This window comes from Candidatus Pantoea rara (genome assembly GCF_051136265.1).
Lineage (GTDB): Bacteria > Pseudomonadota > Gammaproteobacteria > Enterobacterales > Enterobacteriaceae > Pantoea > Pantoea rara.
In genome coordinates this window covers 355624-378439 of record NZ_CP194943.1, presented here as the reverse complement: position 1 = coordinate 378439, position 22816 = coordinate 355624, and the positions used below count along the sequence as shown (strand labels likewise).

At 53.8% G+C, this 22816-nt stretch carries 21 protein-coding genes and 2 pseudogenes; 11 read left to right on the top strand and 12 right to left on the bottom strand.

Annotation, left to right across the window (positions count from 1 at the left end):
• Nucleotides 1-3: 3 nt before the first annotated feature.
• Nucleotides 4-912, bottom strand: a complete 909-nt coding sequence (locus tag ACR8BF_RS20225; protein ID WP_179898370.1) for a polyprenyl synthetase family protein — start codon at nt 910-912, stop codon at nt 4-6.
• Nucleotides 913-1121: 209 nt separating this feature from the next.
• Entirely contained in the window at nt 1122-1652 is a 531-nt protein-coding gene (locus ACR8BF_RS20220) for a YtfJ family protein (RefSeq protein WP_179898369.1), read from the bottom strand.
• A gap of 173 nt (nt 1653-1825) precedes the next feature.
• Here ACR8BF_RS20220 and ACR8BF_RS20215 point away from each other — a divergent pair, with 173 nt between their 5' ends.
• Nucleotides 1826-2053, top strand: coding sequence for a hypothetical protein (locus ACR8BF_RS20215; protein ID WP_179897987.1), 228 nt, complete (start codon nt 1826-1828; stop codon nt 2051-2053).
• 42 nt (nt 2054-2095) lie between these two features.
• Here ACR8BF_RS20215 and ACR8BF_RS20210 read toward each other — a convergent pair whose 3' ends face one another.
• The 3 genes from ACR8BF_RS20210 to ACR8BF_RS20200 form a co-directional block, all read right to left on the bottom strand.
• On the bottom strand, nt 2096-2773 hold the full coding sequence (locus ACR8BF_RS20210; RefSeq protein WP_434746020.1) for a pirin family protein: 678 nt from the start codon (nt 2771-2773) through the stop codon (nt 2096-2098).
• Nucleotides 2774-2899: 126 nt separating this feature from the next.
• Nucleotides 2900-4630 carry a DUF2534 family protein gene (locus ACR8BF_RS20205; RefSeq protein ID WP_434746019.1) on the bottom strand — a complete coding sequence of 577 codons (1731 nt, stop codon included), beginning with the start codon at nt 4628-4630 and terminating at the stop codon, nt 2900-2902.
• Between the two features lie 57 nt (nt 4631-4687).
• Nucleotides 4688-5095, bottom strand: coding sequence for a DUF2946 domain-containing protein (locus ACR8BF_RS20200; protein ID WP_434746018.1), 408 nt, complete (start codon nt 5093-5095; stop codon nt 4688-4690).
• A gap of 219 nt (nt 5096-5314) precedes the next feature.
• On the opposite strand from ACR8BF_RS20200, the gene ACR8BF_RS20195 reads away from it, so the two are divergent.
• The 4 genes and pseudogenes from ACR8BF_RS20195 (at nt 5315) to ACR8BF_RS20180 (ending at nt 9454) form a co-directional block, all read left to right on the top strand.
• A complete protein-coding gene (locus ACR8BF_RS20195; protein ID WP_434746017.1) occupies nt 5315-6253 on the top strand; it encodes a D-2-hydroxyacid dehydrogenase in 939 nt (312 codons plus the stop codon).
• A gap of 160 nt (nt 6254-6413) precedes the next feature.
• Nucleotides 6414-6883, top strand: a pseudogene (locus tag ACR8BF_RS20190) (recombinase family protein); the annotation flags it as partial.
• A 55-nt stretch (nt 6884-6938) separates the two neighbouring features.
• Entirely contained in the window at nt 6939-8819 is a 1881-nt protein-coding gene (locus ACR8BF_RS20185) for a phospholipase effector Tle1 domain-containing protein (protein WP_434746016.1), read from the top strand.
• On the top strand, nt 8810-9454 hold the full coding sequence (locus tag ACR8BF_RS20180) for a DUF2931 family protein (RefSeq protein ID WP_434746015.1): 645 nt from the start codon (nt 8810-8812) through the stop codon (nt 9452-9454). The genes ACR8BF_RS20185 and ACR8BF_RS20180 overlap by 10 nt, the downstream gene beginning before the upstream one ends.
• A gap of 189 nt (nt 9455-9643) precedes the next feature.
• On the opposite strand, the gene glsB is transcribed toward ACR8BF_RS20180, so the two are convergent.
• The 5 genes from glsB to fucO form a co-directional block, all read right to left on the bottom strand.
• Complete coding sequence (gene glsB, locus ACR8BF_RS20175) at nt 9644-10597, bottom strand: glutaminase B (protein WP_434746014.1); 954 nt, start codon at nt 10595-10597, stop codon at nt 9644-9646.
• A 44-nt stretch (nt 10598-10641) separates the two neighbouring features.
• Nucleotides 10642-11841 (bottom strand): CynX/NimT family MFS transporter, encoded by a 1200-nt coding sequence (locus ACR8BF_RS20170; protein ID WP_434746013.1) that lies wholly within the window; start codon nt 11839-11841, stop codon nt 10642-10644.
• Nucleotides 11842-12015: 174 nt separating this feature from the next.
• The gene (locus ACR8BF_RS20165) at nt 12016-12186 is read right to left on the bottom strand and encodes a hypothetical protein (protein WP_434746012.1); all 171 of its coding nucleotides are present in this window, start codon (nt 12184-12186) and stop codon (nt 12016-12018) included.
• Between the two features lie 104 nt (nt 12187-12290).
• A complete protein-coding gene (locus ACR8BF_RS20160) occupies nt 12291-12464 on the bottom strand; it encodes a GhoT/OrtT family toxin (protein ID WP_008924737.1) in 174 nt (57 codons plus the stop codon).
• A 308-nt stretch (nt 12465-12772) separates the two neighbouring features.
• The gene (gene fucO, locus ACR8BF_RS20155; RefSeq protein ID WP_179897969.1) at nt 12773-13921 is read right to left on the bottom strand and encodes a lactaldehyde reductase; all 1149 of its coding nucleotides are present in this window, start codon (nt 13919-13921) and stop codon (nt 12773-12775) included.
• A gap of 257 nt (nt 13922-14178) precedes the next feature.
• Here fucO and ACR8BF_RS20150 point away from each other — a divergent pair, with 257 nt between their 5' ends.
• Nucleotides 14179-15816 (top strand): dihydroxyacetone kinase subunit DhaK, encoded by a 1638-nt coding sequence (locus ACR8BF_RS20150; protein ID WP_434746011.1) that lies wholly within the window; start codon nt 14179-14181, stop codon nt 15814-15816.
• A 14-nt stretch (nt 15817-15830) separates the two neighbouring features.
• Here ACR8BF_RS20150 and ACR8BF_RS20145 read toward each other — a convergent pair whose 3' ends face one another.
• On the bottom strand, nt 15831-16709 hold the full coding sequence (locus tag ACR8BF_RS20145; protein WP_313701923.1) for a LysR family transcriptional regulator: 879 nt from the start codon (nt 16707-16709) through the stop codon (nt 15831-15833).
• A gap of 256 nt (nt 16710-16965) precedes the next feature.
• Between ACR8BF_RS20145 and ACR8BF_RS20140 the strand changes: the two genes are divergently transcribed.
• The 5 genes and pseudogenes from ACR8BF_RS20140 (at nt 16966) to ACR8BF_RS20120 (ending at nt 20912) form a co-directional block, all read left to right on the top strand.
• Complete coding sequence (locus tag ACR8BF_RS20140; RefSeq protein ID WP_434746010.1) at nt 16966-17514, top strand: YbhB/YbcL family Raf kinase inhibitor-like protein; 549 nt, start codon at nt 16966-16968, stop codon at nt 17512-17514.
• A gap of 165 nt (nt 17515-17679) precedes the next feature.
• Nucleotides 17680-18351 carry a class I SAM-dependent methyltransferase gene (locus tag ACR8BF_RS20135; RefSeq protein ID WP_434746009.1) on the top strand — a complete coding sequence of 224 codons (672 nt, stop codon included), beginning with the start codon at nt 17680-17682 and terminating at the stop codon, nt 18349-18351.
• A 1059-nt stretch (nt 18352-19410) separates the two neighbouring features.
• Nucleotides 19411-19698, top strand: a pseudogene (locus ACR8BF_RS20130) (NAD(P)-dependent alcohol dehydrogenase); the annotation flags it as partial.
• Nucleotides 19699-19873: 175 nt separating this feature from the next.
• A complete protein-coding gene (locus tag ACR8BF_RS20125; protein WP_434746008.1) occupies nt 19874-20344 on the top strand; it encodes a cyclophilin-like fold protein in 471 nt (156 codons plus the stop codon).
• Nucleotides 20345-20468: 124 nt separating this feature from the next.
• Entirely contained in the window at nt 20469-20912 is a 444-nt protein-coding gene (locus ACR8BF_RS20120; RefSeq protein WP_434746007.1) for a cupin domain-containing protein, read from the top strand.
• 431 nt (nt 20913-21343) lie between these two features.
• Here ACR8BF_RS20120 and proP read toward each other — a convergent pair whose 3' ends face one another.
• A complete protein-coding gene (gene proP, locus ACR8BF_RS20115; RefSeq protein WP_179897960.1) occupies nt 21344-22810 on the bottom strand; it encodes a glycine betaine/L-proline transporter ProP in 1467 nt (488 codons plus the stop codon).
• Between the last annotated feature and the right edge of the window lie 6 nt (nt 22811-22816).

The window sequence follows — 22816 nt, the reverse complement described above, 5'->3', positions numbered from 1 at the left end:
TCCTTAACTGACGGCAGCGAGTTTTTTCTCAAACCAGGCCTGAACAAAATGATGAGTGGCATAACCGTCCTGGCAGGCCGAGAGCAGATGCTCGCTGGCGCAGCGCAGATGATCGCGCAGTCGCGTTTCCACCGCCTGTGGCCCCAGCAGATTCACCAGCGTCGATTTCCCCTCATCCTGATGGGCATCTTTGCCGGTATCAGCCATGCCGTCGGTGAGATCGTCCAGTAGCTGAAAAGCCTGACCGAGATTAAGTGAAAACCGGTGCAGCTGTTCGCGTGCCTCTTTCGGGACTTCTGCCACAATAGAGGCCATCTGCATGGAGGCACAGAACAGCGTGCTGGTTTTGTAGTGATTGGTCATCAGAATGGCGTCGGCGCTGCGGGGCTTATCACCTTCTGAGAGATCTTTAAACTGGCCCTGCACCAGACCCTGCATGCCAACCGCGTGAGATAACTCCGCGACCGCGTCTGCCCTGGCAGCGGCTGTTAAGCCTTCTGCCATGGCGACTACGCCAAATGCTTTACTCAGCAGGGCCACTGCGGCCAGAATCGCCACATGTTCGCCATATTGGCAGTGAATGGTCGGACGTCCACGGCGTAGCTGCGCATCATCCATGCAGGGCATGTCATCCAGAATCAGGGAGGCGGCATGGACCATCTCCACAGCACAGGCAAGATCAAGCAGCCCGGTGGGCGTGGCGTTGCAGCCGAGATCGCGCGCAGCCAGTAATAGCAGCAGCGGGCGAATGCGCTTTCCCGGTGCCAGCGCACCGTCGCGCATGGCAGCGCCCACCAGGTCACGTTCACTCTCAACCGGTAAAAGCTGATCAAGTCGTTGCTCAATGTCGTTTAACAGGCTGGCTGCATCACTGTGGTTGAAATTGACGTGTTGTTCTGCACAGACCGTCATCATGGCTGTCCTTATCTACAGAGGAAGTCGCAGCAGGTCGAAATTCTTCGATGCCATCTTCAATAATCGTCCCCGACTGCCACAGCATAGTTGGCAGGTTTTCAAAGAACGGCGGGTGATTCCATTACAACTAAGCGTAGTCCACAGTATCAAAAATGTCGGCAAATTCAGCAGCATTCCGCGTTTCGCAGTGGGTCATTCTGCCTGAATCAGCCCAGTAATGCGCGCAGCGCTTTCATCACGCTGGCAACATCCTCATCAGATAATGCGCCATCTTTAGCGAAGCGCACAATCCCCTCTGGATCAATGACCACAACGGAGGCACCTTCTGGCTGAAGATGCCAGCTATGGGCGGTCACACCGCTGCTGTCGATAATGAATTGCTGCCAGGGGTCAGCTTTTTTACTGGAAGCGATGCTGCGCACCACAAAAATGGCACTGCCCGGAAGGGCATCGTCAGTATTGACGATGGTGGTGGTCTGAAATCGGTCGCGTGGCAGACTGGCTCCCTGCAGGGCTTTAATTAAGGGTTCACTCTGATCTTTCGCAGAAAGACGCCCTGCCACATGAATCACCAGACGCACTTTTCCGGTCAGTGTCTGACTGTTCCAGCGTTGATAAGTGATGTCACCCTGATTCAGCATCATTTCGCCTTTATCGGCAACATAGACGGGCGGTACAGGCTGGCCTGGCGTCAGGGTGTGAGCAGTGGCAAAGCCGGAAAACAGCAGGGCAATCATCAATCCATAATGGCGCACGGGTTCCTCACTTCTTTTCTCGTTTTGCATCAGGCGAGGCGAGCTATCTCATTAGCAGGCAGAAGATTAGTACCACATCTATGTTTCAGATCAATAAAACCATTTAAGAACTGGGCTGAAAATACAGGGAATAATTTGTTAGCAGGAGGTGGAAAATGAGTACAGCACTGATGACGTTACCTGAATTTGCCCGTTATATCGGCATCGCCACCCCAACGCTGGCGCGCGCCTTTTGCTGCCGGGGATCGCTGGCAGGGGTGCCGCTGCCACAGGCGCTGGATAATGCACCGTTGACGCAACGCCATTGGCTCCGTGACGATGTCCGCCAGTTTGATCATGCTTACAAACGGGTTCAGGCGATGCAGCAACGTAAAACGCTTTAAGCGCGGAACAGAAGAATAGCGCGGGAACTTTCCCGCGCTTTGTTATGCAAAATTATCGGGTTTCACCAGGAAGCAGACCAGATTGGCATCGCGGTCGCCCACGATCTCAATGCTGGAATCCAGACTGCTGACGGCATCACCGCGACCCAGTCGCTGGTCGCCGATGCGAATAATCCCTTCAAGCACGGTGAGATAGGCGAAAAAGCCCGGCATCGATGGCACATTCAGCGTCTGGTTGCGTTCCAGCAGCGTGTCGTAGATATAGACTTCCTGGCGCAGTTCCAGCGGAGCGTCAGACTCTTCCGGTCCGGCCAGTTCGGTCCATCCATTCGTCATGATGCCCTGATCGCGCTCCAGCACCTGAGTCATCGCTTCACCGCCCGGTTGCGATGGCCGGATAACCGCCTGCAACAGCTCCGCTTCATACAACGGCACTGACTCTTCGTACTGAACGCCATCACCCGCATTCACCACCATTACCCGTTTGGCGGAGAGCTGGGTACGCTCGCCGTTGCTGTCCTGATGTTGCATCGACCCGCGCCACAGATAAGTAAACACTTCTTCATCCTGATGATGCTGCATCGGGATCCGGGCATCCAGTTTCAGTGACATCAGGTCAATACTGACCAGCGGGCTGAACGCCTCGCCAGGCCGCTGACGGCGGACGGTAAAAGGACCGTATTCAAAAAGTTGTTCAGGATTTGCTCGCACAATGTTCATGGTTAGCTCTTAAATAAAGTGACTCATAACACCGATCATAGACCTCAGGCGGAGAATGAGAAGCCGGGAGATTTGCCCGGCTTTGTCAGTTATTTTGATTAAAGCACAGTCTGCTGTGCTGGCAGCTTACTTGCCCTGTTCGTCACTTTCACCCAGAAAGAAATACCAGAGCGGAATCGACAACAGTCCGGTGAAAACCGTGGAGTAGAGCAGGATCATCATTGCCTGAGTGATATACATGGTCAGCGACCAGTGGCTGAAGGGGATCTGATACTGATCAATCACGCCGCCAATCATCGCATTCGCCATCACCGAAATGACGATCAGCGCCAGCACCGTCACGCTGCGCAGAAAATAACGCATCTCTTTGCGCTTACCGGCAAAGCGCGACTGAACAATGGCCAGTGGCGACTGCTTATCCGGCGCGATTTCTACCTGGACGACCGACGCGCGTTGCGCGCTGCGCCAGCGCTGAATATCCAGCAGTATCAGGACAAGCAGGCTGACACCCATGACGGGCAGGGCATAGCCCAGCGCCAGCATCACGATCAGGCTGGTGCCCTGCGCATAGCGCGGCAGTGCCAGCCAGGCGGCTAACAGCGTCTGCGATGGGCTGAGTTGCGGAACAGCCGGGCGGCGTATCCACCACATGCGATAGCCCAGCACAATCATCGTGCAGAGTCCAAAGCCGAACAGCGCCAGAATCAGCTGATTAGGCAAACCAAACAGCACACCCATATGGGCATCTACGCCCCAGCGGGTCAGTTTCGCCACCAGTGGGAAGCTGGCAAACTCAACACGATCGACCACGCTGAAATCAACCGGATTAATGGAAACCGCATCGACCTGGCTCGGCCAGCTGCGATCAATCTCTGAAACCGTCCATGCCTGTTCAGCGTTCTTAGGCTGGCGCAATTCCAGTTTCGTGGCATGCAGTCCGGCCTGACGTGCAGCAGCCAGTGCCTTATCCCAGCTGATATCAGGCTGATTCAGGATTACTGGCACAGCGGTTTTCGCTGGCATGGTCATTCCGGACATCGTCATCCCTTCCATCGTGCCACGGTGATCAGCATGCGGGTCAGCGGCTTCGGCAGGTGCGTCACCGTTAAGTGCAATATTGACCTGCGGCGTTGTCCAGCCAAAGTCGCTCCGCATCTTATCGATGTTGTTGCCTGCCCACTGTGACCAGGTCAGCCCCGTCACTGAGAAGAAGACCAGGCCGATAGCCAGCAGCAGGCCCAGCGTAACGTGCCAGTGACGCATTGCTGCAAAGCCGCTGCGCACTTTCTTACGGGGGCGGGGCGGACGGGAGCCCGCCCATAAAACGATCCCGCCCAGCGCGGCGACCCACAGCCACGAAGCCGCCAGTTCACTGTAGTTACGGCCAAAATCACCCAGCAACAGGCCGCGATGCAGCTGATCCAGCCACATGCGCAGGGGCAACACGCCGCTGGTGCCATACACCGTCATATCGCCTTTCACCTGCAGAGTGTAGGGATCGATAAACAACGAGCGTGACTCAGATGGGCCCAGCTGAGGCTCAGCAAACTGCACCCGGGTTGTATCCTGTGGACCCGGTGCGGGACGCACGGCGTAAATGCGTGCGGTTTCACCGGCTCGGGCACGAGCAGCGGCAATCTGCGCTGACAGCGGTTGTGCTAAACCTTGCGCGTCAGTAGTCAGGGCATCATGGTAAATCGCCTGTTCCAGTTGCGGCGTCAGAACGTAGAGCGTCCCAGTGAGGGCGGCGACAAAAATAAATGGCGCAATAAACAGGCCAATATAAAAATGCAGGCGGCGAAACAGGTTAAAAACGGTGCCGCGTGGTGCAGGGGACATTTCCCGATGAGAGGACATAGCATTCCACACTTTTTAAAAGACAAAGGCGATCAAGTGACACTGTCACGTAATCGATTAAGTTAACATTGAGTGTGACGCGAAACAGGGTGGTGCGCGTGGTCGATGAAGACGCAGCAGCCGTCGCCAGTGAGGCGGGTTAATGGCCGAAGGCGGCGGGGCGCGGCTGATCAGACACATCCACCAGATGAAAGGAATAAATACCCAAAGCATCAGTGGCACATGTACCAGTAAATCACAGTAGCCACAGGCAAAACCCGGACCCATCATCATCCCGTGGTCCGACATGACCATCTCGCTGTGATGATCCATCATTGGCATCTCTGCACTCATGACAGCGGCATCCTGCATTGAGGCACGATGTTCAGCCAGATTCTTTGAGATCATCGGGGCAACAAACAACAGCAGTACGGCCAGTATCGCAATACCGGCAGTAAGTTGTTGTGTGAAGGAGGATCTCTGCATTATTTGAACGCGTATAAGGGGCCATAATTCAGGGCGGCAGTGTAACGCGAAGGGGATAAAAGGGTTAAATAAAGTGGCATCTGTTCCGAAAAAATTCGCACTCTTTGAACATATTCACTTTAATTTCAGCATCATTTAACTTAGTTGTTACCCACGCAACACATACAAATAACATTAATGATTCGGCTGCGTTTAAACCGAATCGGTTAAGGACTGAGAATGAAAATTGTCATGCTGGATGGTGATACGCTGCCTTTATCGCTGCCGACCGGGCAGCAAGATGCGGACTGGGATATTCGCGCGCAGACCCCGGTCAGTGACATCGTGTCGGCGCTTACGGGTGCGAGTGTGGCTATCACCAACAAAGTGCCGCTGCGTGCTGAGACCCTCAAGCAGCTACCCGAACTGCGATTTATCTGTGTCGCCGCGACTGGTTATGACTGTATCGATCTTGATGCCTGTCGTGCCTGCCGCATCGTGGTCAGTAATGTTCCGGGCTACTCAACCCAGAGCGTTTCAGAGGCGGTGATCGCAGTGATTTTTTCCCTGCGCCGTCAGATAATGGCTTATGCCAGCACTACACGCATCGATTGGCCACAGGCTCAACACTTCTGTCTGCATCGACAGCCGATAGGCGATATTGGGGGCGCTACGCTGGGTATCGCGGGCAAAGGCGATATTGGTCAGGCTGTCGGCAGGCTGGCTCAGGCGCTGGGAATGCAGGTGCAGTACGCCGAGCGCAAAGGCAGTGACAGAGTGCGTGAGGGTTATGTCAGCTTTGAACAGATGCTGGCGACCAGCGACATTATTTCGCTGCACTGCCCGTTAAGTGACAGTACCCGTCAGATGATCGATCGCGAGGCGCTGGAAAAAATGCTACCGCATGCGCTGCTGATTAATACCGCTCGCGGCGGACTCATTAACGAGGCCGATCTTGCTGACGCGTTGAAAGAAGGTGTGATTGGGGGCGCGGCGCTGGATGTGCTGAGCAGCGAACCGCCCGCAATCGATAACCCGCTTCTGAGGGATTTACCCAATCTGCTGCTGACGCCTCACATCGCCTGGGCGAGTCGCAGCGGCGTCGGGAATCTGGTAGCTGGCGTAATGGGCAATATTGAGGCCTTTATTCAGGGCGAGCCAATTAATGTGGTCAGCTGAAACGGGCGGGATAGGTGTTATGCCCGACATGGCTTAAGGAAAAGAAAGGATTCTGGCCAGTGAAAAAGAACAGCACGCCTGTGCCTCATAAGGCGATATTCCGGCAATTTCTGACTTAGCCGGATAATGCCCGGGATGTTATGGCGCTGTACTTGCCACAAGAGTTCCGCTTTTGCTGGTTGAGCAGATAGACCACCTGACCCGCCTGAGCAACGGCGACTGGATGACACTGAAAAAGCAGATAGAACAACATGAGCTGCGGATTGTCAGCCTGGATGTCCCCACCTCATGGCAGTCGTTGTCAGATAAAGATCCTTCGCAGGCTGACCCAATCACCCGCGCCGTGATAACCGCCGCCAATCACATGCTTAGCGACCTGATGGCCGCGATGTCACATAAAGACTGGCTGAGCCGTCGCCAGCGCCAGAAGCAGAGAATTGAACGGGCCCATTCGCTGGGTAATTACCGGGGAAAACAGGCCGATCAGGAACGGCATCAGAAAGTCCTGTACTACCGGCAGGTAAAAAAATGAGTATCCGCGAAACCTCAGACGTAACGGGCTACAGCCTTTCGCAAATCTGCCGCATCCAGGCACTGTACCGGCAATCAGAAGCCGAAGATTCTGGTTAAGTCATGAGTAAGGTATGATGTGCTGATTTTATAACCACTTTGTTCATGAGGGATTATGGCAACGGGATTCTTTTTGTATCACCTGGACAGAACCACCTGCGGCGGGCGCATTCTGTCGGGGGCGGAGGATGATACTTATGAAATCGGCGGCATTGAGCGCCAGCGGGTCAGGGAGGGTGATCCGGTGACCTGCGGGAAGCATCCCGGGCGCTTCCAGGTCTGTGGCGGCATGGGGGATACCTATGAAGTCGGCGGCGTGCTGAAAGTGTGGGCGGGGTCTCTCGACAGCTACAGCTCCTGTCCCTGCCGGGCGAAGTTTATTCCTTCCGTCGAGACTCACACCTATGAGAGAGATTGCAACGCCGGGCTTGCGGCAGAGCGGACACAGGCTGCTGAGAGAAAGGCGCAGCAGTCCGTTGAGCCTGAGCAGTACGCGCAGGCGGCGAAGAAAAAGAAACGGGAAATTACGCTGACGATAGGAGTGTTCTTCGACGGCACCGGCAACAACGCGGATAACAGTGCAGACCGTCAAAAGGCCTGCACCGGTGAACATTTTGGGCTGAATGATGCCGATGCCCAGTCTGCTTTAATTCAGTGCACCCGGCTGAAACGGGGTTACAGTAGCACTGCTGCTGGCAGTTATCTCGGTTATTACACCAACGTGCACTGGCTCAATATGCTGTATACCACCGATTTTCCCGATGACGGAACGCAAGGGCAGCAGGCTGTTTATATCGAGGGGATCGGCACAGAACGTGGAGAAGGTGACAGCACTTACGGAATGGGTACCGGACGGGGCGACACCGGTGTGGTGAGAAAAACGGACAAGGCTGTTGCGGCACTGGCTACTGCTATCAAAGACTATTTAGCCAGGCCATCCGAAACTGATGTGGAACTCGTCAGGGAATTGCAGTTTGATATTTTCGGCTTCAGCCGGGGAGCGGCTGCGGCGCGACATTTTGCCAACCGGGTATTCAGTCAGGACAGCGCGATTATTGCGGCGATTAAAGCCGGACTGGCTGGCAATGAATTTTCCGGTACGCCCGGAGGTAAAACCCGCTTTCTGGGGATATTTGACACCGTGGCAGCTATCGGAACGCCGGTTAACGGCCTCAATCCGCACAGCGCGGACACCGGCGAGGTTAATCTGGTGCTGCACCCTGGCGTTGCGGAGAAGGTTTTTCATATCACCGCGCAGCACGAGTGCAGGTTTAACTTCGCGCTGAACAGCGTGAAGGCGGCGTGGCCGGAGCTGGCCCTGCCCGGTGTTCATTCCGACATTGGCGGCGGCTACAACCCTGACGAGCACGAAGCCTGTTTCCTGACCCGGCCGGAGTTTGAAACGGTGCCGCTTTCCACCCCGGATACGGAAACGCGAATTTACCGGCAGATCCGCACGCAGCTTAAAGCGATGGATAGTTATCCGGCGATATCACCGCTGCTGAATGCGGTGGTGGTAGATGCGGACACCTGGTATGACGACAGGCTGGCCACTGACCGCTACGGCACGCAGCAAAAGCGCAGCGGTGCCGCGCTGGTGATTGACCGCCCCACGCGTAATGACTGGTCGAAGGTAGTGCTGCGGGTGATGCTCGATGCGGCGCAGGATGCGGGAGCGGTATTTGATCCTATTCGAGATACAAATGCAGAATTAAAACTTCGACGAGAACTCAATAGTTTGTGTGAAAAAGCGATAGTGATGGGCCGTGCCATAAGAAGTGGTAAGTCTGCACCCGGCTTCACTACATCAGAAATCCTGATGCTGGCCGAAAAATATATTCACTGCTCAGCCAACTGGAACAGCGTGGTGCGGGGCGGTCAGGGGATGATCAGCGGAGCGGTCAAACCGGCGAAGCTGGTGACGTTCACCAACCGGCCGGACGAGCGCTGGCAGCGGACGGTCTACGATATGGACGGGAATAAAATATGGAAATAATTCGTCTGGCCGGTCTGATCCTGGTGCTTGTGCTGACGGCCTGCCACGGAACTGACCAGCCCAATACCTCAGTCAAAAATGATATTCCGACTGAGTGGAAATTTAACTTTTTCACGCCAAAAGCACTGCCCGCGGTGGTAACGTTCGCCGTTGTCCAGGGAACTGACGGAACGATTTATAGGTTTAATACTCTCGATAGCACGAAGGCTCTGAATGGCGTGATTGGTGAATGGAACGATAGTACTCGCGCCCTCAATGGGCACTGGAATCACGTTGATAACGCCCCAAAGCATATTCTTTTTTGTTGGGACTCAGTGATAGACAAAAAGGTGTATGAAACCCACTTGACTCTTCCTGAGAGCGTTGTGGAAAAAATGCAGAATCCTTATGGGGAACATGATTCACATAATACTGTGCAAATTGGGTTGGCTCCTGAGGGGAAGGTTGCTGTCTGGTTAAGCGGGGTAGCTCGGGGGGAAATTAGTTATCGCGTAACGCCATCAGTTATGAAAACAGTGTCTGGAGATAAACTGGATATTTGCAGAGGGGTAACCAAGAGCGATTTTTCTTATGGATATGACAAAGATATAAAAGATTTCATCAAAAGGAAAAACTACCCTTACGGAAACTGGTAACCCACCAATTACCCTCGAAGGACCTTCTTAAGATCCTTTGGGTTTAATGGTCAATTTTTAGCCTTAACGTACAATATTTTCCATTTCCCAAACGAAGCCCCATAAGGATAATTCAAATCAGCTTGCAGGAATAATGGGACTCCATTGCATTTCATCATGGCGAGCCTGTTACTTCCGCCCTCAGCAAAGTCAAAATATCGAACGGCCCAGCTTGTCGGTCAGTAACTCCAGCACAGCGGTCCCGGCCAGTGAATTACCGGCGCTGTCCAGCCCAGGCGACCAGACGGCAATACTCATCTCGCCTGGAATAATAGCGATAATCCCGCCCCCTACACCTGACTTAGCCGGCATCCCGACCCGCCATGCGAATTCGCCTGCGCCATCATACATCCCGCTGGTAATCATCAGCGCGTTGATCTGCCGCGCCTGGCGCGGTGTAATCATCTGGCTGCCATCCAGCGTTTTGCCCTGATTTGCCAGATAGATAAATGTGCGAGCCAGCTCAACGCAGTTCATCGACAGCGAACAATAATGGAAATAGGTCTGCATCACGCTGGTGACATCGTTATCGAAATTGCCAAACGACTTCATCAGCCAGGCGATGGCGGCATTGCGGGCAGAATGTTCAAATTCAGAGCGGGCAACGTGGCGATCATAGTTTATATCGGGCTGCTGGCTAAGCTGGCGCACAATTTCCAGCATTCGCTGACGCGGGGCGGTCAGTCGGGTTTCAAGCAGATCGCAGATCACCAGCGCACCGGCATTAATAAATGGGTTGCGCGGCTTGCCCTGTTCCAGCTCTAGTTGCACCAGCGAATTAAAGGGCTGGCCTGACGGCTCTTTACCGACACGCTGCCAGATTTCACTGTCCTCATAGCGGGTCAGCGCCACAGTCAGTGACAGCGCTTTGGAGATCGACTGAATCGAAAAGCGTGTCTCAGCATCACCTGCCTGAAAGAGTGTGCCGTCACGCAGACAAACCGCGATCGCCAGATTGTCAGCAGCCACATCCGCCAGCGCAGGAATGTAGTTAGCCACGTTTCCCTGACGGACCAGCGGGCGCACCTGATCCAGGATTTCCTGCAGCAGAGCATTATTCAGTTCAGACACGCAACTTCTCCCATCGATTTTCGCTGACCGCATCCGCGATCATCAAGGCGTTAATTGTTAACGGCTAAGCCGCATTTTTAGCTGATAGGTTTTGACTGCGCAGCCAGCGGAGACAGCAGCATCTGGCTCAGGCTCAGCAGTGTCAGCACGCTAAAGGGCAGCGTCCAGTTACCGCTCAGCTCATGCAGTATGCCAAAGAACAGTGGCCCGAGCGCCGCCAGCGCATAACCCACACACTGCGCCATGCCCGACAGCTGCGAGGCCTGGCGATGATTGGTGGCGCGCAGATTAAACAGCGAGAGACAGAGCACCAGCGATGCCCCTGCGCCCAGTCCGGCCAGTGTCAGCCACACGGCAGCCCACTGCGGATTAAGCAGCAAACCCAGCATGCCGAGGAAAATACCTGATGAAGCGATGAATGCAGTGAGCCGGGCATCTTTGACCCGCTTCAGCGCCACCATACAGCCCAGGTTAGCGACAATTGCTATCGCCTGATACCAGAACAGCAGCCAGCCTGCGCTGGCCTGACTGAAACCATTATCCTGCGCAAATACGGTAAACCAGTCGATCAGGGTATAAAACGCCAGCGATTGCAGCGCCATAAAAAACGCGATTTGCCAGCCGCCAGCCGATCGCCACGGATGACGATGTGCAACGGGCGCGCCAGTTGGCGCTAAGGTTGATTGCCGCTGACGTAACAGCGGCAGCCAGGCGAGCAGCGCAATCAGCCCTGGCAGCGCCCACACGACCAGCGAGAGTCGCCAGCCCGCTGTGGATAGCTGGCTCAGCGGCACAGCAATGCCGGAAGCCAGACTGGCGGTAATCGACATGGTGGCGGCATACAGGCCAATATATTTGGCGGTATGGGCGGTAAAATCGCGTTTAATCAGTGGCGGTAGCAGCACGTTGGCGGCGGCAATGCCTGCGCTAAGCAGCAGTGTTCCACCCCACAACGCGGCTTCAGCGGGGTGCCAGCGTAACAGGGAACCGGCCGTGATCAGGCACAGCGCGCCCCATAGACTGCGCTCCAGCCCAAGGTGATTTCCCAGCCAGGCGGCGGGTGGGGCGAGCAGAGCAAACAGCATCAGGGGAATAAAATTAAACAGGCCCGCTTCACCGGCGCTGAGTCCAAAGGTCTCGCGGATATCCTGAAGTACCGGGCCCGCGACGGTAATCGGTGCACGAAGATTAGCCGCAGTGAGCAGCAGGACGAACAAAAAAAATGTGGCGCTGGAAAACGCAGCGAGCGGTTTAGCAGGGTGTCGTACAGGCTTCATGGCAGGAATCATCACAGGCAGCAGTACTGCGGGGGCGTTGCTTGACGTTAACGCTTACGCATCAGAATTGATGTCTGGGCGCTACTTTACTGACCGGTCAGAGGAGTGTAAAGCCTTGTTATGCGATGAAATAGCGCAAATGCGATCTCGCAGCACTGTTGGCCATTATATCAATCAGTGGAATTCAGGTTCAGGGAAGTGACCGCAGTCATTCTGGCTGGGATTGGTTCCGGGCTGGCAGGTCTGCTGACGGGTTTCGGTCGCCGGGACCGGTTTTTCAGCGTGCCACGGAGCACTGCAGGCACTGAGAAGAGACACCAGAATCATCACACTGACAACGCGCATAGCCTCTCCTTATTAACCGTCATGAATAAGGTCACGTCGGAGATCGGCGGTTTACAGGTCAGAGACGTCTTACCTGAGTGTGGCTGCTAAGGGGATTCTGTCAACTAAAACAGCGCAAACATCAGCGCGACAGGAAAACTCATCGGCCAGGTCGCACCCACTAAAAAGGCGCTCAGCAGTTTGATACTCAGCTTATCTTTGGCGATGAAGAACGTGATCAGCGTAGCGACCAGTGCAACAACGGCATAGAAAATGAGCATACCCTGGTACAGTGTCATCGTGATCTCCGCAGCGTCATAAAGGCTTTCGCTGCGCATGATGCGGATTTTTGTGATCCAGATCAAGGGGGGAAGGGTTTAGCATCTAAAGAAATCATGGGTTAACTTCCTGTATGTTCTCTGAGCGGCATTATTACTGCGGGCGATTTCAGGCTGAAACCAGACCGCAAAAAGCCGCTGAAACCTTTGCTGCTAGCGCGTGTGCCTCGTTACACCCGATGGCGAATACTCCGGGGTTAATCTTTCGCAGGACGTAAAAAAGCCCGCAAGCCGCGGGCAAGATATGAAAGCGCAAAGAAGGGGGTGACTTAACTCTGGCGGTACAGCGCCATCACCTCCTCAAGGTCCGGAGTCCGAGGGTTGCCGCCGGTGCAGACATCATCCAGCGCCGCCTGGGCCAGTGCAGGGATATCCGCCTCCTGTAAGCCCACTTCACGCAGAGAGCGCGGAATACCCACATCGCGACAGAGCTGACGAACCGCGGCCACCGCCGCTTCCCGCGCCTGATCCAGCGACATGGACGCGACCTGTTTCACCCCCATTGCGCGGGCGATATCGCGATATTTTTCGCCCGTACTGGCGGCATTCCATGCCATCACCTGTGGCAGCAGAATAGCGTTCGCTACACCGTGCGGCACGTTATAAAAGGCACCCAGCGGATGTGCCATGCCATGCACCAGACCGAGACCGACATTGGAGAAGCCCATTCCGGCGACATACTGTCCCAGCGCCATCTGCTCAACCGCCATAATGTTACCCGCCACCGATTCGCGCAGCGACTGGCTGATAATTTCAATGGCTTTGAGGTGCAGCATGTCGGTCAGCGTCCATGCACCGCGCGTGATGTAGCCCTCAATCGCATGGGTTAACGCATCTATGCCGGTCGCGGCTTTCAGCGAAGCGGGCATACTCGCCATCATTTCCGCATCAATAATCGCTACTTTCGGAATGTCATGCGGATCGACACAGACAAACTTACGACGATTCTCTTCATCGGTAATGACGTAATTAATCGTCACTTCTGCGGCCGTGCCTGCGGTGGTCGGGATTGCGATGATAGGCACACACGGATGGCGGGTAGGCGTGACGCCTTCCAGACTGCGCACGTCTTCAAATTCAGGATTATTAATAATAATGCCGATTGCCTTGCTGGTATCCTGGGGTGAACCACCGCCAATCGCGATCAGGTAGTCGGCACCTGAGTCTCTGAACACCGCAACGCCCTGTTGCACAACCCGGATGGTGGGATTGGGCACCACTTCATCATAAACCGACCACTCAAGCTGGTGCTTATCCAGCAGATCGGTCACCTTCTTCAGCGCACCCGCAGCGACCAACGCTTTGTCAGTGACGATCAGCGCTTTTCGCATCCCACGACGCGCGACTTCTTCCGGTAAATGACGTAAAGCACCTGCGCCAAACCAGGCGGTTTCGTTGAGAATCATACGTTGGGTCATTAAAACATCCTCTGTTAACAAATGAATTTTTACCATGCGTGATTCCCGGTTCTGCTTCTGAGCAGAACCTCTCAGTTCCGGGTAAAGACAGTTGATATAAATCAATCAATTAGTAAAAAATAGTGTGCCTGGGTCAGCCACTTTTGTGCGTGATGTCTCACATCAGACGCATCGCCCATTCGGGGGTTTCTCACTATCAGCCGAGGTATGTAACACTGATTCACCAGCAACCCCGCACGCCTATGAGGAATGAAGACATGACCCGATTCGTAATGAATAAAAAGGATGATCTCGTCAACAGCGCGCTGGATGGCATGATTTATGCCAGTCCGTGGCGCAATCTGGCACAGCTGAAGGTCGATCCACACATTCGCATCGTGATGCGCAAGGACTGGAAAAAACAGCAGGTCGCGCTCATTTCCGGTGGGGGATCCGGCCATGAACCGGCGCATGTCGGCTTCATTGGCAAAGGGATGCTGACGGCAGCAGTCTGTGGGGATGTGTTTGCCTCTCCCAGTGTTGACGCGGTGTATAACGCTATCATCAACATTACCGGTGAGGCGGGATGTCTGCTGATTGTGAAAAACTACACCGGTGATCGCCTCAACTTTGGGCTGGCGGCTGAAAAGGCCCGTAAAGCGGGATTCAGCGTCAATATGGTGATTGTCGGTGACGATGTTGCGTTGCCCGATAATCCCCAGCCACGCGGCGTAGCAGGCACGTTGCTGGTGCATAAGGTGGCGGGTTTCGTCGCTGAACGCGGTGATGATCTTTCGACGGTGACCGGGGCGGCAGAGGCCGCCAGTCGTGCAGTCGCAACGATGGGCGTTGCACTCTCAAGCTGCCATCTGCCGGATGAACAGACCGGCCAGCGTATTCCTGACGGCAGCGTTGAAATGGGACTGGGGATCCACGGTGAGCCGGGTGTTGACGTGATGCAAACCCAGAACAGTCAGCAGATTGTGCAGCATCTGCTGGAGAAGGTGATGCCGGGCAACGACCAGCCACGCGCGATGCTGGTGAATAATCTTGGCGGTATGTCCGCGCTGGAGATGAGTCTGGTTACACGGGACCTGATTGAGTCGCCACTCAGCCGCGGCAGCGATTATCTGATCGGCCCCGCTCCGCTGATGACCGCGCTTGATATGAAAGGCTTTTCCGTCACCTGCATGACACTCACGCCGCAGTTTGAAGAGGCGATCTGCGCGCCGGTTGAGGTTAGCGGCTGGGTTCCGGCGGTTAAGATAACGCCGTTGCAGCCAGTTGATGCGACAAAAGAGGCAACAGCGCATCCGCAGGAACCTTCCGATAACCCGACAGTCGCGGCGATTGTAAACCGCATTTGTGAAACGCTAATCGCCAGCGAAAGCGAGCTGAACAAACTGGATGCCCAGGTCGGTGATGGCGATACCGGCTCAACCTTTGCTGCTGGCGCGCGCCAGATCCAGCGTGAATGTGCAGACAAAAAGCTACCGTTGAATGTTTTGCCCGATCTGCTCGCGGTGACGGGTGAGCGACTTGCGACAGTGATGGGCGGCTCCAGCGGCGTGCTGATGGCGATCTTTTTCACCGCTGCCGCGCAGCAACTGTCCGAAGGTGGGGCGCTTCCCGAAGCCCTGCAGCAGGGTCTGGAAAAGATGAAGCAGTATGGCGGGGCACAGCCCGGCGATCGTACGCTGATTGATGCGCTGCAACCCGCAATCGAGGCGCTGGTGGCGGGTAAACCGCTTGCTGATGCAGCTGATGCGGCGCAACAGGGCAGTGACGCGACCGCCAGCATGGGGAAAGCAAAGGCAGGACGATCATCTTATCTTAATAGTGCCAACCTCAACGGCGTGCCCGATCCAGGTGCCGTTGCGGTTGCCAGAGTCTTTGCGGCATTAAAACAGCTTTAGGCTTTCCGGCTCTCTCACGGCGTTAAACGCGCCTGCAGAAAGGCCAGCAACTGACGGTTTACTTCGCTGCGCTGCCTGTGTTGCGGGTAAACCGCATTCAGGGAGAGGGGGGGCGGCTGGCAGCCGTCCAGTACCGTTACCAGCTCACCACGTTGCAGGGCGGTCTCAACGATAAAGGCGGGTAACAACACCAGTCCCAGGCCTGCCAGGGCCGCATCACGCAGCACTTCGCCGTTGTTACTCACCATCGGCCCCTGAACCGCCAGCCATTTTGCTTTGCCGCTAACCTGCAATTCCCAGCCATTCTGACCTTCACGTCCGTAGCGCAGACAGGCGTGTTGCAGTAACTCTTCTGGCTGCTGCGGGGTGCCAGCCCGTTTCAGGTAGTCGGGACTGCAGCAGATCACGCGTTTTAACTCGCCCAGCGGGCGGGCAATCAGGGTGGAGTCTGCCAGGGTGCCGATTCGAATGGCCATGTCCACCCCCTCACCAATCACATCGACATAACGGTCCGCCAGCTCAATCTGAAATTGCAGCGCCGGATGGTGCGTCAGGAATTCGGCGAACAGCGGCGACAGGTGGCTCATACCAAAGGACATAGGCAGATTAATGCGGAAGGTGCCGCGCAGTGCCTGCTGCTGCTCCGACACTGCCAGTTCCGCTTCCTGAATCTCATCCAGGATACGCTGAGCATGCTGCGCAAACAGCAGTCCCGCATCGGTTACTGACAGCTTGCGTGTATTACGGATTAGCAGGCGAACGCCTAATGACGCTTCCAGGGCGGCCATGCGGCGGCTGACATACTGTTTCGATAACATCAATTGTTCAGCCGCTGCAGTAAAGTTGCCAGCATGCATCACGGCGACGTAAATCCGGAGATCTTCAATCTGCATAATGTCCACTTATCGGTGACAGTGACGGGGATTCAGGCGAAATTTCAGCCGCAGGCGTTAACTTATATCGGGTAATGCGTCACAGGGCAACGCGTCAACTGCCCGTGTCTGCGCGACGGAGATCAAAGATTTGCCGTTCCGCTGGCACTAAACAGGCAGGCTGCCGGGTCAACTGCGCTAAAGCCGTTATAGTAAGCAGGCAGTGTCGTTATACGTCTGGAAACTTTCCAGGATAATCTGATAAAAGGAGTGGCTGGTGAAAAAATTACTCTGCGCAACGGTGCTGGCCGTTTTGCCTGTGACCACGCTGGCGGCGTCGGTGTTTACGCTGCAATCCCAGGACTTCAGCGATAATGCGCTACTGGATAAAAAGTTCGCCGGTGCTAATAAAAGTAATCCTTCCTGCACTGGTGAGAATATCTCTCCCGAATTGAACTGGTCTGCGACACCGACAGGCACCCGCAGTCTGGTGCTGCTGATGACCGATCCGGTTGGGGCGAAAGGGCTGGGTGTTACCCACATGGTGGCCTATAACATTGCGGCCAGCCGGAAGTCCTTTGCGCAGGGTGCGCTGACGCAGGGCAAAGAGTACACCGGCGGAAAAAATACGCCCGGCACCCAACACTATTACGGGCCTTGCCCGCCAGCAGGCAGTGGTCTGCATCACTATAACTTTGTGCTGATTGCCACCGATTTACCGTTGGGGCAGCTGAAAGCCGGATTAACGCAGGCAGAGCTGTTGGCGCAGCTTAAAGGCCATGCGCTGGGCGCGGCCAGCACGGTAGGCCGCTTCAGCAATGAGTAATCTGCATGTTTGCAGAGTGCAGCTGGGCCGTGGTTTCTGGCCGATCATCCTGCTCAATGCAAACCTGCATTAAAATGTCTGTTTGTGAGCGATGCAGACTCTGTTCCTCAGGAGCGGCTCTGACGTATAAAGCAGAGTGGGTATTATCGGAAAGGTGTTTCTGGCATGAATCCCTATGAGAGACATTACAGGCAACTCATGGCAAATGGCGCTCTCGCCTGGGCTGGTGAGGGTTATCCCAGAGCCAAAAAACAGCAGGAGGAAATATTCCGGTGGCTTCACACACACCAGTATTTACCACACCCTGGTACACCGATACTTGAGATGGGATGTGGGAATGGAGCAATGGCAGCGCAGTCACTTGCTGAGCTGGGATATTCTGTCTGGGGAGTTGACTGGTCAGAAACGGCTATCAGGTGGGCAGAAGATCGTTTTAAGCAAGCCGGACTTCCCGCAAGATTTATTGTCGGCGATGTCTGCAATATTCATCAATGCCGGGACGCAATGTTTGAGCTGATTATTGATGGCAGTTGTTTACATTGCCTTATAGATGACGCGCGCAACCTCTTCTTTGCAGAGGTAAGGAGACTGCTCCGACCCGGAGGGCGATTTGTCATCGGTTCCATGTGCGGAACTCCCCGTCAATTCGAAGATATTGAAGCGTATGATCCACTCAGGCATCATTTACTGAAAGAAGGCCGACCCTGGAGGACGCTGATTCCGCTTACGGGTTTAATTGATGAAGCACAAAAAGCACATTTTAATGTGGAGGCGTTCAGAGTTAATAAAAATAAATGGTGGGATCATGCCACAATCGTCTGTTCGGTGAAGCAGTAACGTGCTGTGTCATCCGCAGAACGCTCCAGATAGTGGTTTACATCTACTGGTTAAACTCACCGTACAAAGCAGAAATGCAGAGATCATCGAAGTTTTGGTGACGATGAGCTGCACTGATACCTGTGCTGTCATCACAGCGGCTAAAAACATCCCGACAACGTCCGAATATTCAGGGTCGGGTTGGCTGGCAATTCAGTGACTCAGCAGTGAGGTTGAGTTAAATAGGTCCGTCCAAATACTCTTCCCGGGCACCTCTTATCAATATTTTGAATTCCTTTGTTTCAAAAGGTAGCCTTTTTATCAGCGTAGCGCTCTTTTTATATACATTCATTCTTATTACGGTTTATGTAAACATGAGGGCATGATTATGAAATCAGTGATTCAGAAGAAGGCGCTTACCTTGTTTTTGTGTGTCGTGATTACCGCTGTAATCGTTAAATTCATTTCGAGAAGTGCTTTCTATATTTCACACCCTTCTTTATCCCTTTCGTTAACAGTTGGTGTAGCAGTAATTATTTCGAACGTGGTAGTAACAAAAATAGTTTCCAAAAGAGGATAAATGACATGCTTAGAGAACTGACTGAAAGTGAAATCAATAATGTCTCTGGCGGTAATGCTAACTCAGAATAGCTTCAGTGGCCCATTCACCTGCTTCATAGCAGGAAATGTCAACTTACCCTCACGCTCCCCCCATTCTCTCAGTGATCCCCCGTCAGATTAATAGGCTCCCGGGCCAGTGGAAACAGGTGTAACAACAATTACCCATTGAGCTTCAGGTCATTCTTTTTCAAAAGATTAAGGGCCTTTTTATGTAAGCACTATTCCACAACGTGTTCGCGCAAATGAGCAGCGTAAGCCCATTTGAGCGGTAACTCAGCTCGTTCCATTCTTTCGCCTGAACGATGCATGAAGACCGCTCTGGAAAATGCATTCCGGTGACTGTCTGTGATTCATTTATTTTCCTTATTTATAATATAAAAAATGAGGATAGTTATTATTTTCTATCTCGTGATTTTGTCATCATTATTTAGCCGCAGGAGCTTTGATTTCGACACCATCACTCCGCCGTTAGATATTGATGGCTCGTTGGTCATCGTCGGTCAGATTGGGCTGATGGAGGAAACGTTGACGATCCCTCTGGTCATGGGACGTCGCCGTGTTGCAGGTTCGCTGAGCGAGGGCATGGCGGAAACCCAGGAAGTTCTGGATTTCTGTGCAACGCATAATGTCTATCCAGAGTGCGAAATGATTAATATCGAGCAGATTAACGATGCTTGGGCCCGTCCCGAACAGGGGGATAGGGCACACCGTTTCGTTATTGATATGGCATCACTCAGCGCAGAATAAGTGCATATCCTGAAGCGGTAGGATAGGTTTGCTACCGTTTACCCGACACAAAATGGCAGTGGTCACCGAAACAATTAATGAATTTTTTTCATTTTTCTATTCTGATAATCGCTATTAACAAGCTGTTTTATTCTGTTAAAAATAGCTGAAAACACTCTATGAGCGGGGCCTGGTCATGCTTATTAATTCTAAAACGCAATCGGTACTACCCGGCCTGCTCGGGGGGGTAGTGCTGGCCTTGATCACGATATTTCCGGCTGCGGCAGTTACACGTTATACACAGGAAAATCCGATGAAATTACGCATCATTTTCGACGACAAAACGATTACCGCGACCCTCAATGACAGTCAGGCAAGCCGTGAGTTTGCAGCACTTTTACCGCTTACATTGAATCTGAAAGATTATGCCGGGGAGGAGAAAATAAGCGATTTACCCGGCCGTTTGTCTACCGCGGGTTCCCCGGCAGGCACGGCCGCGAAAAAAGGGGATATCGCGCTTTATGCTCCATGGGGAAATCTGGCTATTTTCTATAAACCACATGGCTATGCCAGCGGCTTAATTAAATTAGGCCAGTTAGATGAGCCGGACGCATTGCCCGTTCACCCTGACGTATATAGCGCCAGATTTGAACTGCTGACTGAGTAATCTTCACCCCCGAATACGCTTTTACCAGCATCGCCGTCGCTCTGTTCTGCCCGTTTTTATTTATCGGGTGACTACATTTTCTGTTCCAGTACTGAATCAGCCATTTCATTCACAAAAGGAGAATATGATGATCCGTTTCACCTATGTAGCCGCATCACTCTTGTTCTTCACAGGTATGTCCGCATACGGTGAAACCGCCACTTCAGCTCAAATGAAACTGTCGCAAACCGGCAGTCGGGCAACGATTGCCGAACCCGCCGATCACTTTACCGGACGTGCTTATATTGACCCGCTCTTTTCTCCGGTAGCCCCGCAAAGAGCAGGGGCGGCCAATGTCAGCTTTGTACCCGGCGCGCGTTCTGACTGGCATACTCACCCGTCTGGACAGACACTGGTTATTACCTCCGGTACCGGTTGGGTCCAGGAGTGGGGTGGAGAACGGAAAACCGTGCACGCAGGGGATGTCATTCAATGCCCGCCAGGGGTTAAACACTGGCTTGGTGATGCCGTAAAGCACTTTAACCCTGAATTTGTACGTGGTTGTCTTGGCGTGAAAATTCATGATTGATCGTGTTATGTTCAGGCAAATAGAGTGGTGAGAGCAATAATGTCTAAGCATTCCATCCCCCATTAAACGCGTGGTGGGATGGAATGATAATTGTGGCGATTATGACTGCGCGGGTAATCAGGTCCGCCTGCGAAAGATCTTTATCTGATACAAAAATAACCTTACGTACAATATCTTCCGTTAAACGTAGCCCATGATAGCCACCATACGCGTGACGCCTGACCACGGCAGCGTATTACCCAGCAGCAGGTGATCCAGAATAGCCGTGATGACCGGCATCAGCTAAAACAGGATAATTTCAGACCCATCCCGGCTCTGCTTTGAACATACAAGGACATGGATAGTCACGCGTTTAAGGGCGGCTGAATCAGCCAGCTAAAGTGATTGTCGGCAGATAAAAAAACACCCTGCAGAGCAGGGTGTCAGAACACTTATTTACTCGCTGTCGCGGCAGGCTTAGGCCGTTTACGCAGCTTATCAATCAGGCGATGCGCTTCCGCTTTAGTTGCTACCGCAGGTGATGAACCGGTCAGCGGTTGACGGGCCGTTTCACGTACTGTCAGGATAGTCAGCAGGCCAATCACGCCCGCGCCCATCATGTAGTAGGCCGGCATCATGTTGTTTTTAGTGGTATCCACCAGCCACGCGGTAATCAGCGGTGTTGTACCACCAAACAGCGAAACCGACAGGTTGAAGCCGATGGCCAGCGCACTGTAACGGATATCCGTAGTAAACAGCGCGGGCAGCGTCGAAGGCATAGTGCCGCTGAAGCAGGTGTGCAACACACCCAGAATCATCAGACCGCCAAATACCGCCCACATATTACCGGACCCGATCAGCATAAAGCTTGGGATAGCGAGGAGGATCAGACCCACTGCACCAAAGGCAATGACCGGACGACGACCGATACGGTCAGTCCAGCGACCCCACAGCAGCGTCAGCGGCATCATCACAAACATCGCCACCATTACCAGAAGCAGGCCACTTAACTCTGGCAGACCCAGTACACCGGTCAGGTAGCTCGGCATGTACGACGTCAGCATGTAGTTAGAAACGTTAAACAGCAGCACCAGACCGATACATTTCATCATCGGTGCGCGGTATTTGCTCAGCATCTGCATCAGCGTCAGACGCGGTTTGCTTTGCTCCAGCGCTTCCTGTTTTTCCATATGCTGCTGGAAGGCGGGTGTCTCTTCCAGTTTCAGTCGCACATAGAGACCAAACAGGCCCAGTGGCGCGGCGATAAAGAACGGCACGCGCCAGCCCCAGGACATCATGGCCTCATTAGACATCACGGTCGTCATCACCGTTACCAGACTGGCACCCATCAGATAACCCCCGATGGTGCCGAACTCCAGGAAGCTGCCCATAAAACCACGGCGCTTATCGGTGGAGTACTCCGCGATAAAGGTCGCGGCACCGCCATACTCACCACCGGTCGAGAAGCCCTGAATCAGACGTGCTACCAGCAGCAGAATCGGTGCCATGATCCCAATCGAAGAGTATGCCGGGATCAGACCGATACAGAAGGTCCCGATCGACATCATGATCATTGTCATCGCCAGAACTTTCTGTCGGCCGATGCGGTCACCCAGCGGGCCAAACACCAGGCCGCCAATAGGACGTACCAGGAAGGCCGCCGCGAAGGTACCAAAGGTGGCAATCAGTTGCACCGCGTTGTTGGCATCCGGGAAAAAGACTTTGCCGATGATGACGGCGAGATAGCTGTACACACCAAAGTCGAACCATTCCATCGCATTACCTAACGCCGCTGCGCCTACCGCACGTTTCAGCATATCGTTATCGATCACGGTAATGTCGTCGACAGTCAGCTCTTTAGGCTTCCTGTTCCAGAAATGTTTCTTTGGGTGTTCAGATGATGAGTTTCTGGTGTCCATATTCTC

Excerpts from the sequence above, each read along its gene's own strand:
- ACR8BF_RS20225 (WP_179898370.1), bottom strand. The coding sequence starts at position 912 with ATGACGGTCTGTGCAGAACAACACGTCAATTTCAACCACAGTGATGCA.
- ACR8BF_RS20220 (WP_179898369.1), bottom strand. The coding sequence starts at position 1,652 with ATGATTGCCCTGCTGTTTTCCGGCTTTGCCACTGCTCACACCCTGACG.
- ACR8BF_RS20215 (WP_179897987.1), top strand. The coding sequence starts at position 1,826 with ATGAGTACAGCACTGATGACGTTACCTGAATTTGCCCGTTATATCGGC.
- ACR8BF_RS20210 (WP_434746020.1), bottom strand. The coding sequence starts at position 2,773 with ATGAACATTGTGCGAGCAAATCCTGAACAACTTTTTGAATACGGTCCT.
- ACR8BF_RS20205 (WP_434746019.1), bottom strand. The coding sequence starts at position 4,630 with ATGTCCTCTCATCGGGAAATGTCCCCTGCACCACGCGGCACCGTTTTT.
- ACR8BF_RS20200 (WP_434746018.1), bottom strand. The coding sequence starts at position 5,095 with ATGCAGAGATCCTCCTTCACACAACAACTTACTGCCGGTATTGCGATA.
- ACR8BF_RS20195 (WP_434746017.1), top strand. The coding sequence starts at position 5,315 with ATGAAAATTGTCATGCTGGATGGTGATACGCTGCCTTTATCGCTGCCG.
- ACR8BF_RS20185 (WP_434746016.1), top strand. The coding sequence starts at position 6,939 with ATGGCAACGGGATTCTTTTTGTATCACCTGGACAGAACCACCTGCGGC.
- ACR8BF_RS20180 (WP_434746015.1), top strand. The coding sequence starts at position 8,810 with ATGGAAATAATTCGTCTGGCCGGTCTGATCCTGGTGCTTGTGCTGACG.
- glsB (WP_434746014.1), bottom strand. The coding sequence starts at position 10,597 with ATGCGGTCAGCGAAAATCGATGGGAGAAGTTGCGTGTCTGAACTGAAT.
- ACR8BF_RS20170 (WP_434746013.1), bottom strand. The coding sequence starts at position 11,841 with ATGAAGCCTGTACGACACCCTGCTAAACCGCTCGCTGCGTTTTCCAGC.
- ACR8BF_RS20165 (WP_434746012.1), bottom strand. The coding sequence starts at position 12,186 with ATGCGCGTTGTCAGTGTGATGATTCTGGTGTCTCTTCTCAGTGCCTGC.
- ACR8BF_RS20160 (WP_008924737.1), bottom strand. The coding sequence starts at position 12,464 with ATGACACTGTACCAGGGTATGCTCATTTTCTATGCCGTTGTTGCACTG.
- fucO (WP_179897969.1), bottom strand. The coding sequence starts at position 13,921 with ATGACCCAACGTATGATTCTCAACGAAACCGCCTGGTTTGGCGCAGGT.
- ACR8BF_RS20150 (WP_434746011.1), top strand. The coding sequence starts at position 14,179 with ATGACCCGATTCGTAATGAATAAAAAGGATGATCTCGTCAACAGCGCG.
- ACR8BF_RS20145 (WP_313701923.1), bottom strand. The coding sequence starts at position 16,709 with ATGCAGATTGAAGATCTCCGGATTTACGTCGCCGTGATGCATGCTGGC.
- ACR8BF_RS20135 (WP_434746009.1), top strand. The coding sequence starts at position 17,680 with ATGAATCCCTATGAGAGACATTACAGGCAACTCATGGCAAATGGCGCT.
- ACR8BF_RS20125 (WP_434746008.1), top strand. The coding sequence starts at position 19,874 with ATGCTTATTAATTCTAAAACGCAATCGGTACTACCCGGCCTGCTCGGG.
- ACR8BF_RS20120 (WP_434746007.1), top strand. The coding sequence starts at position 20,469 with ATGATGATCCGTTTCACCTATGTAGCCGCATCACTCTTGTTCTTCACA.
- proP (WP_179897960.1), bottom strand. The coding sequence starts at position 22,810 with ATGGACACCAGAAACTCATCATCTGAACACCCAAAGAAACATTTCTGG.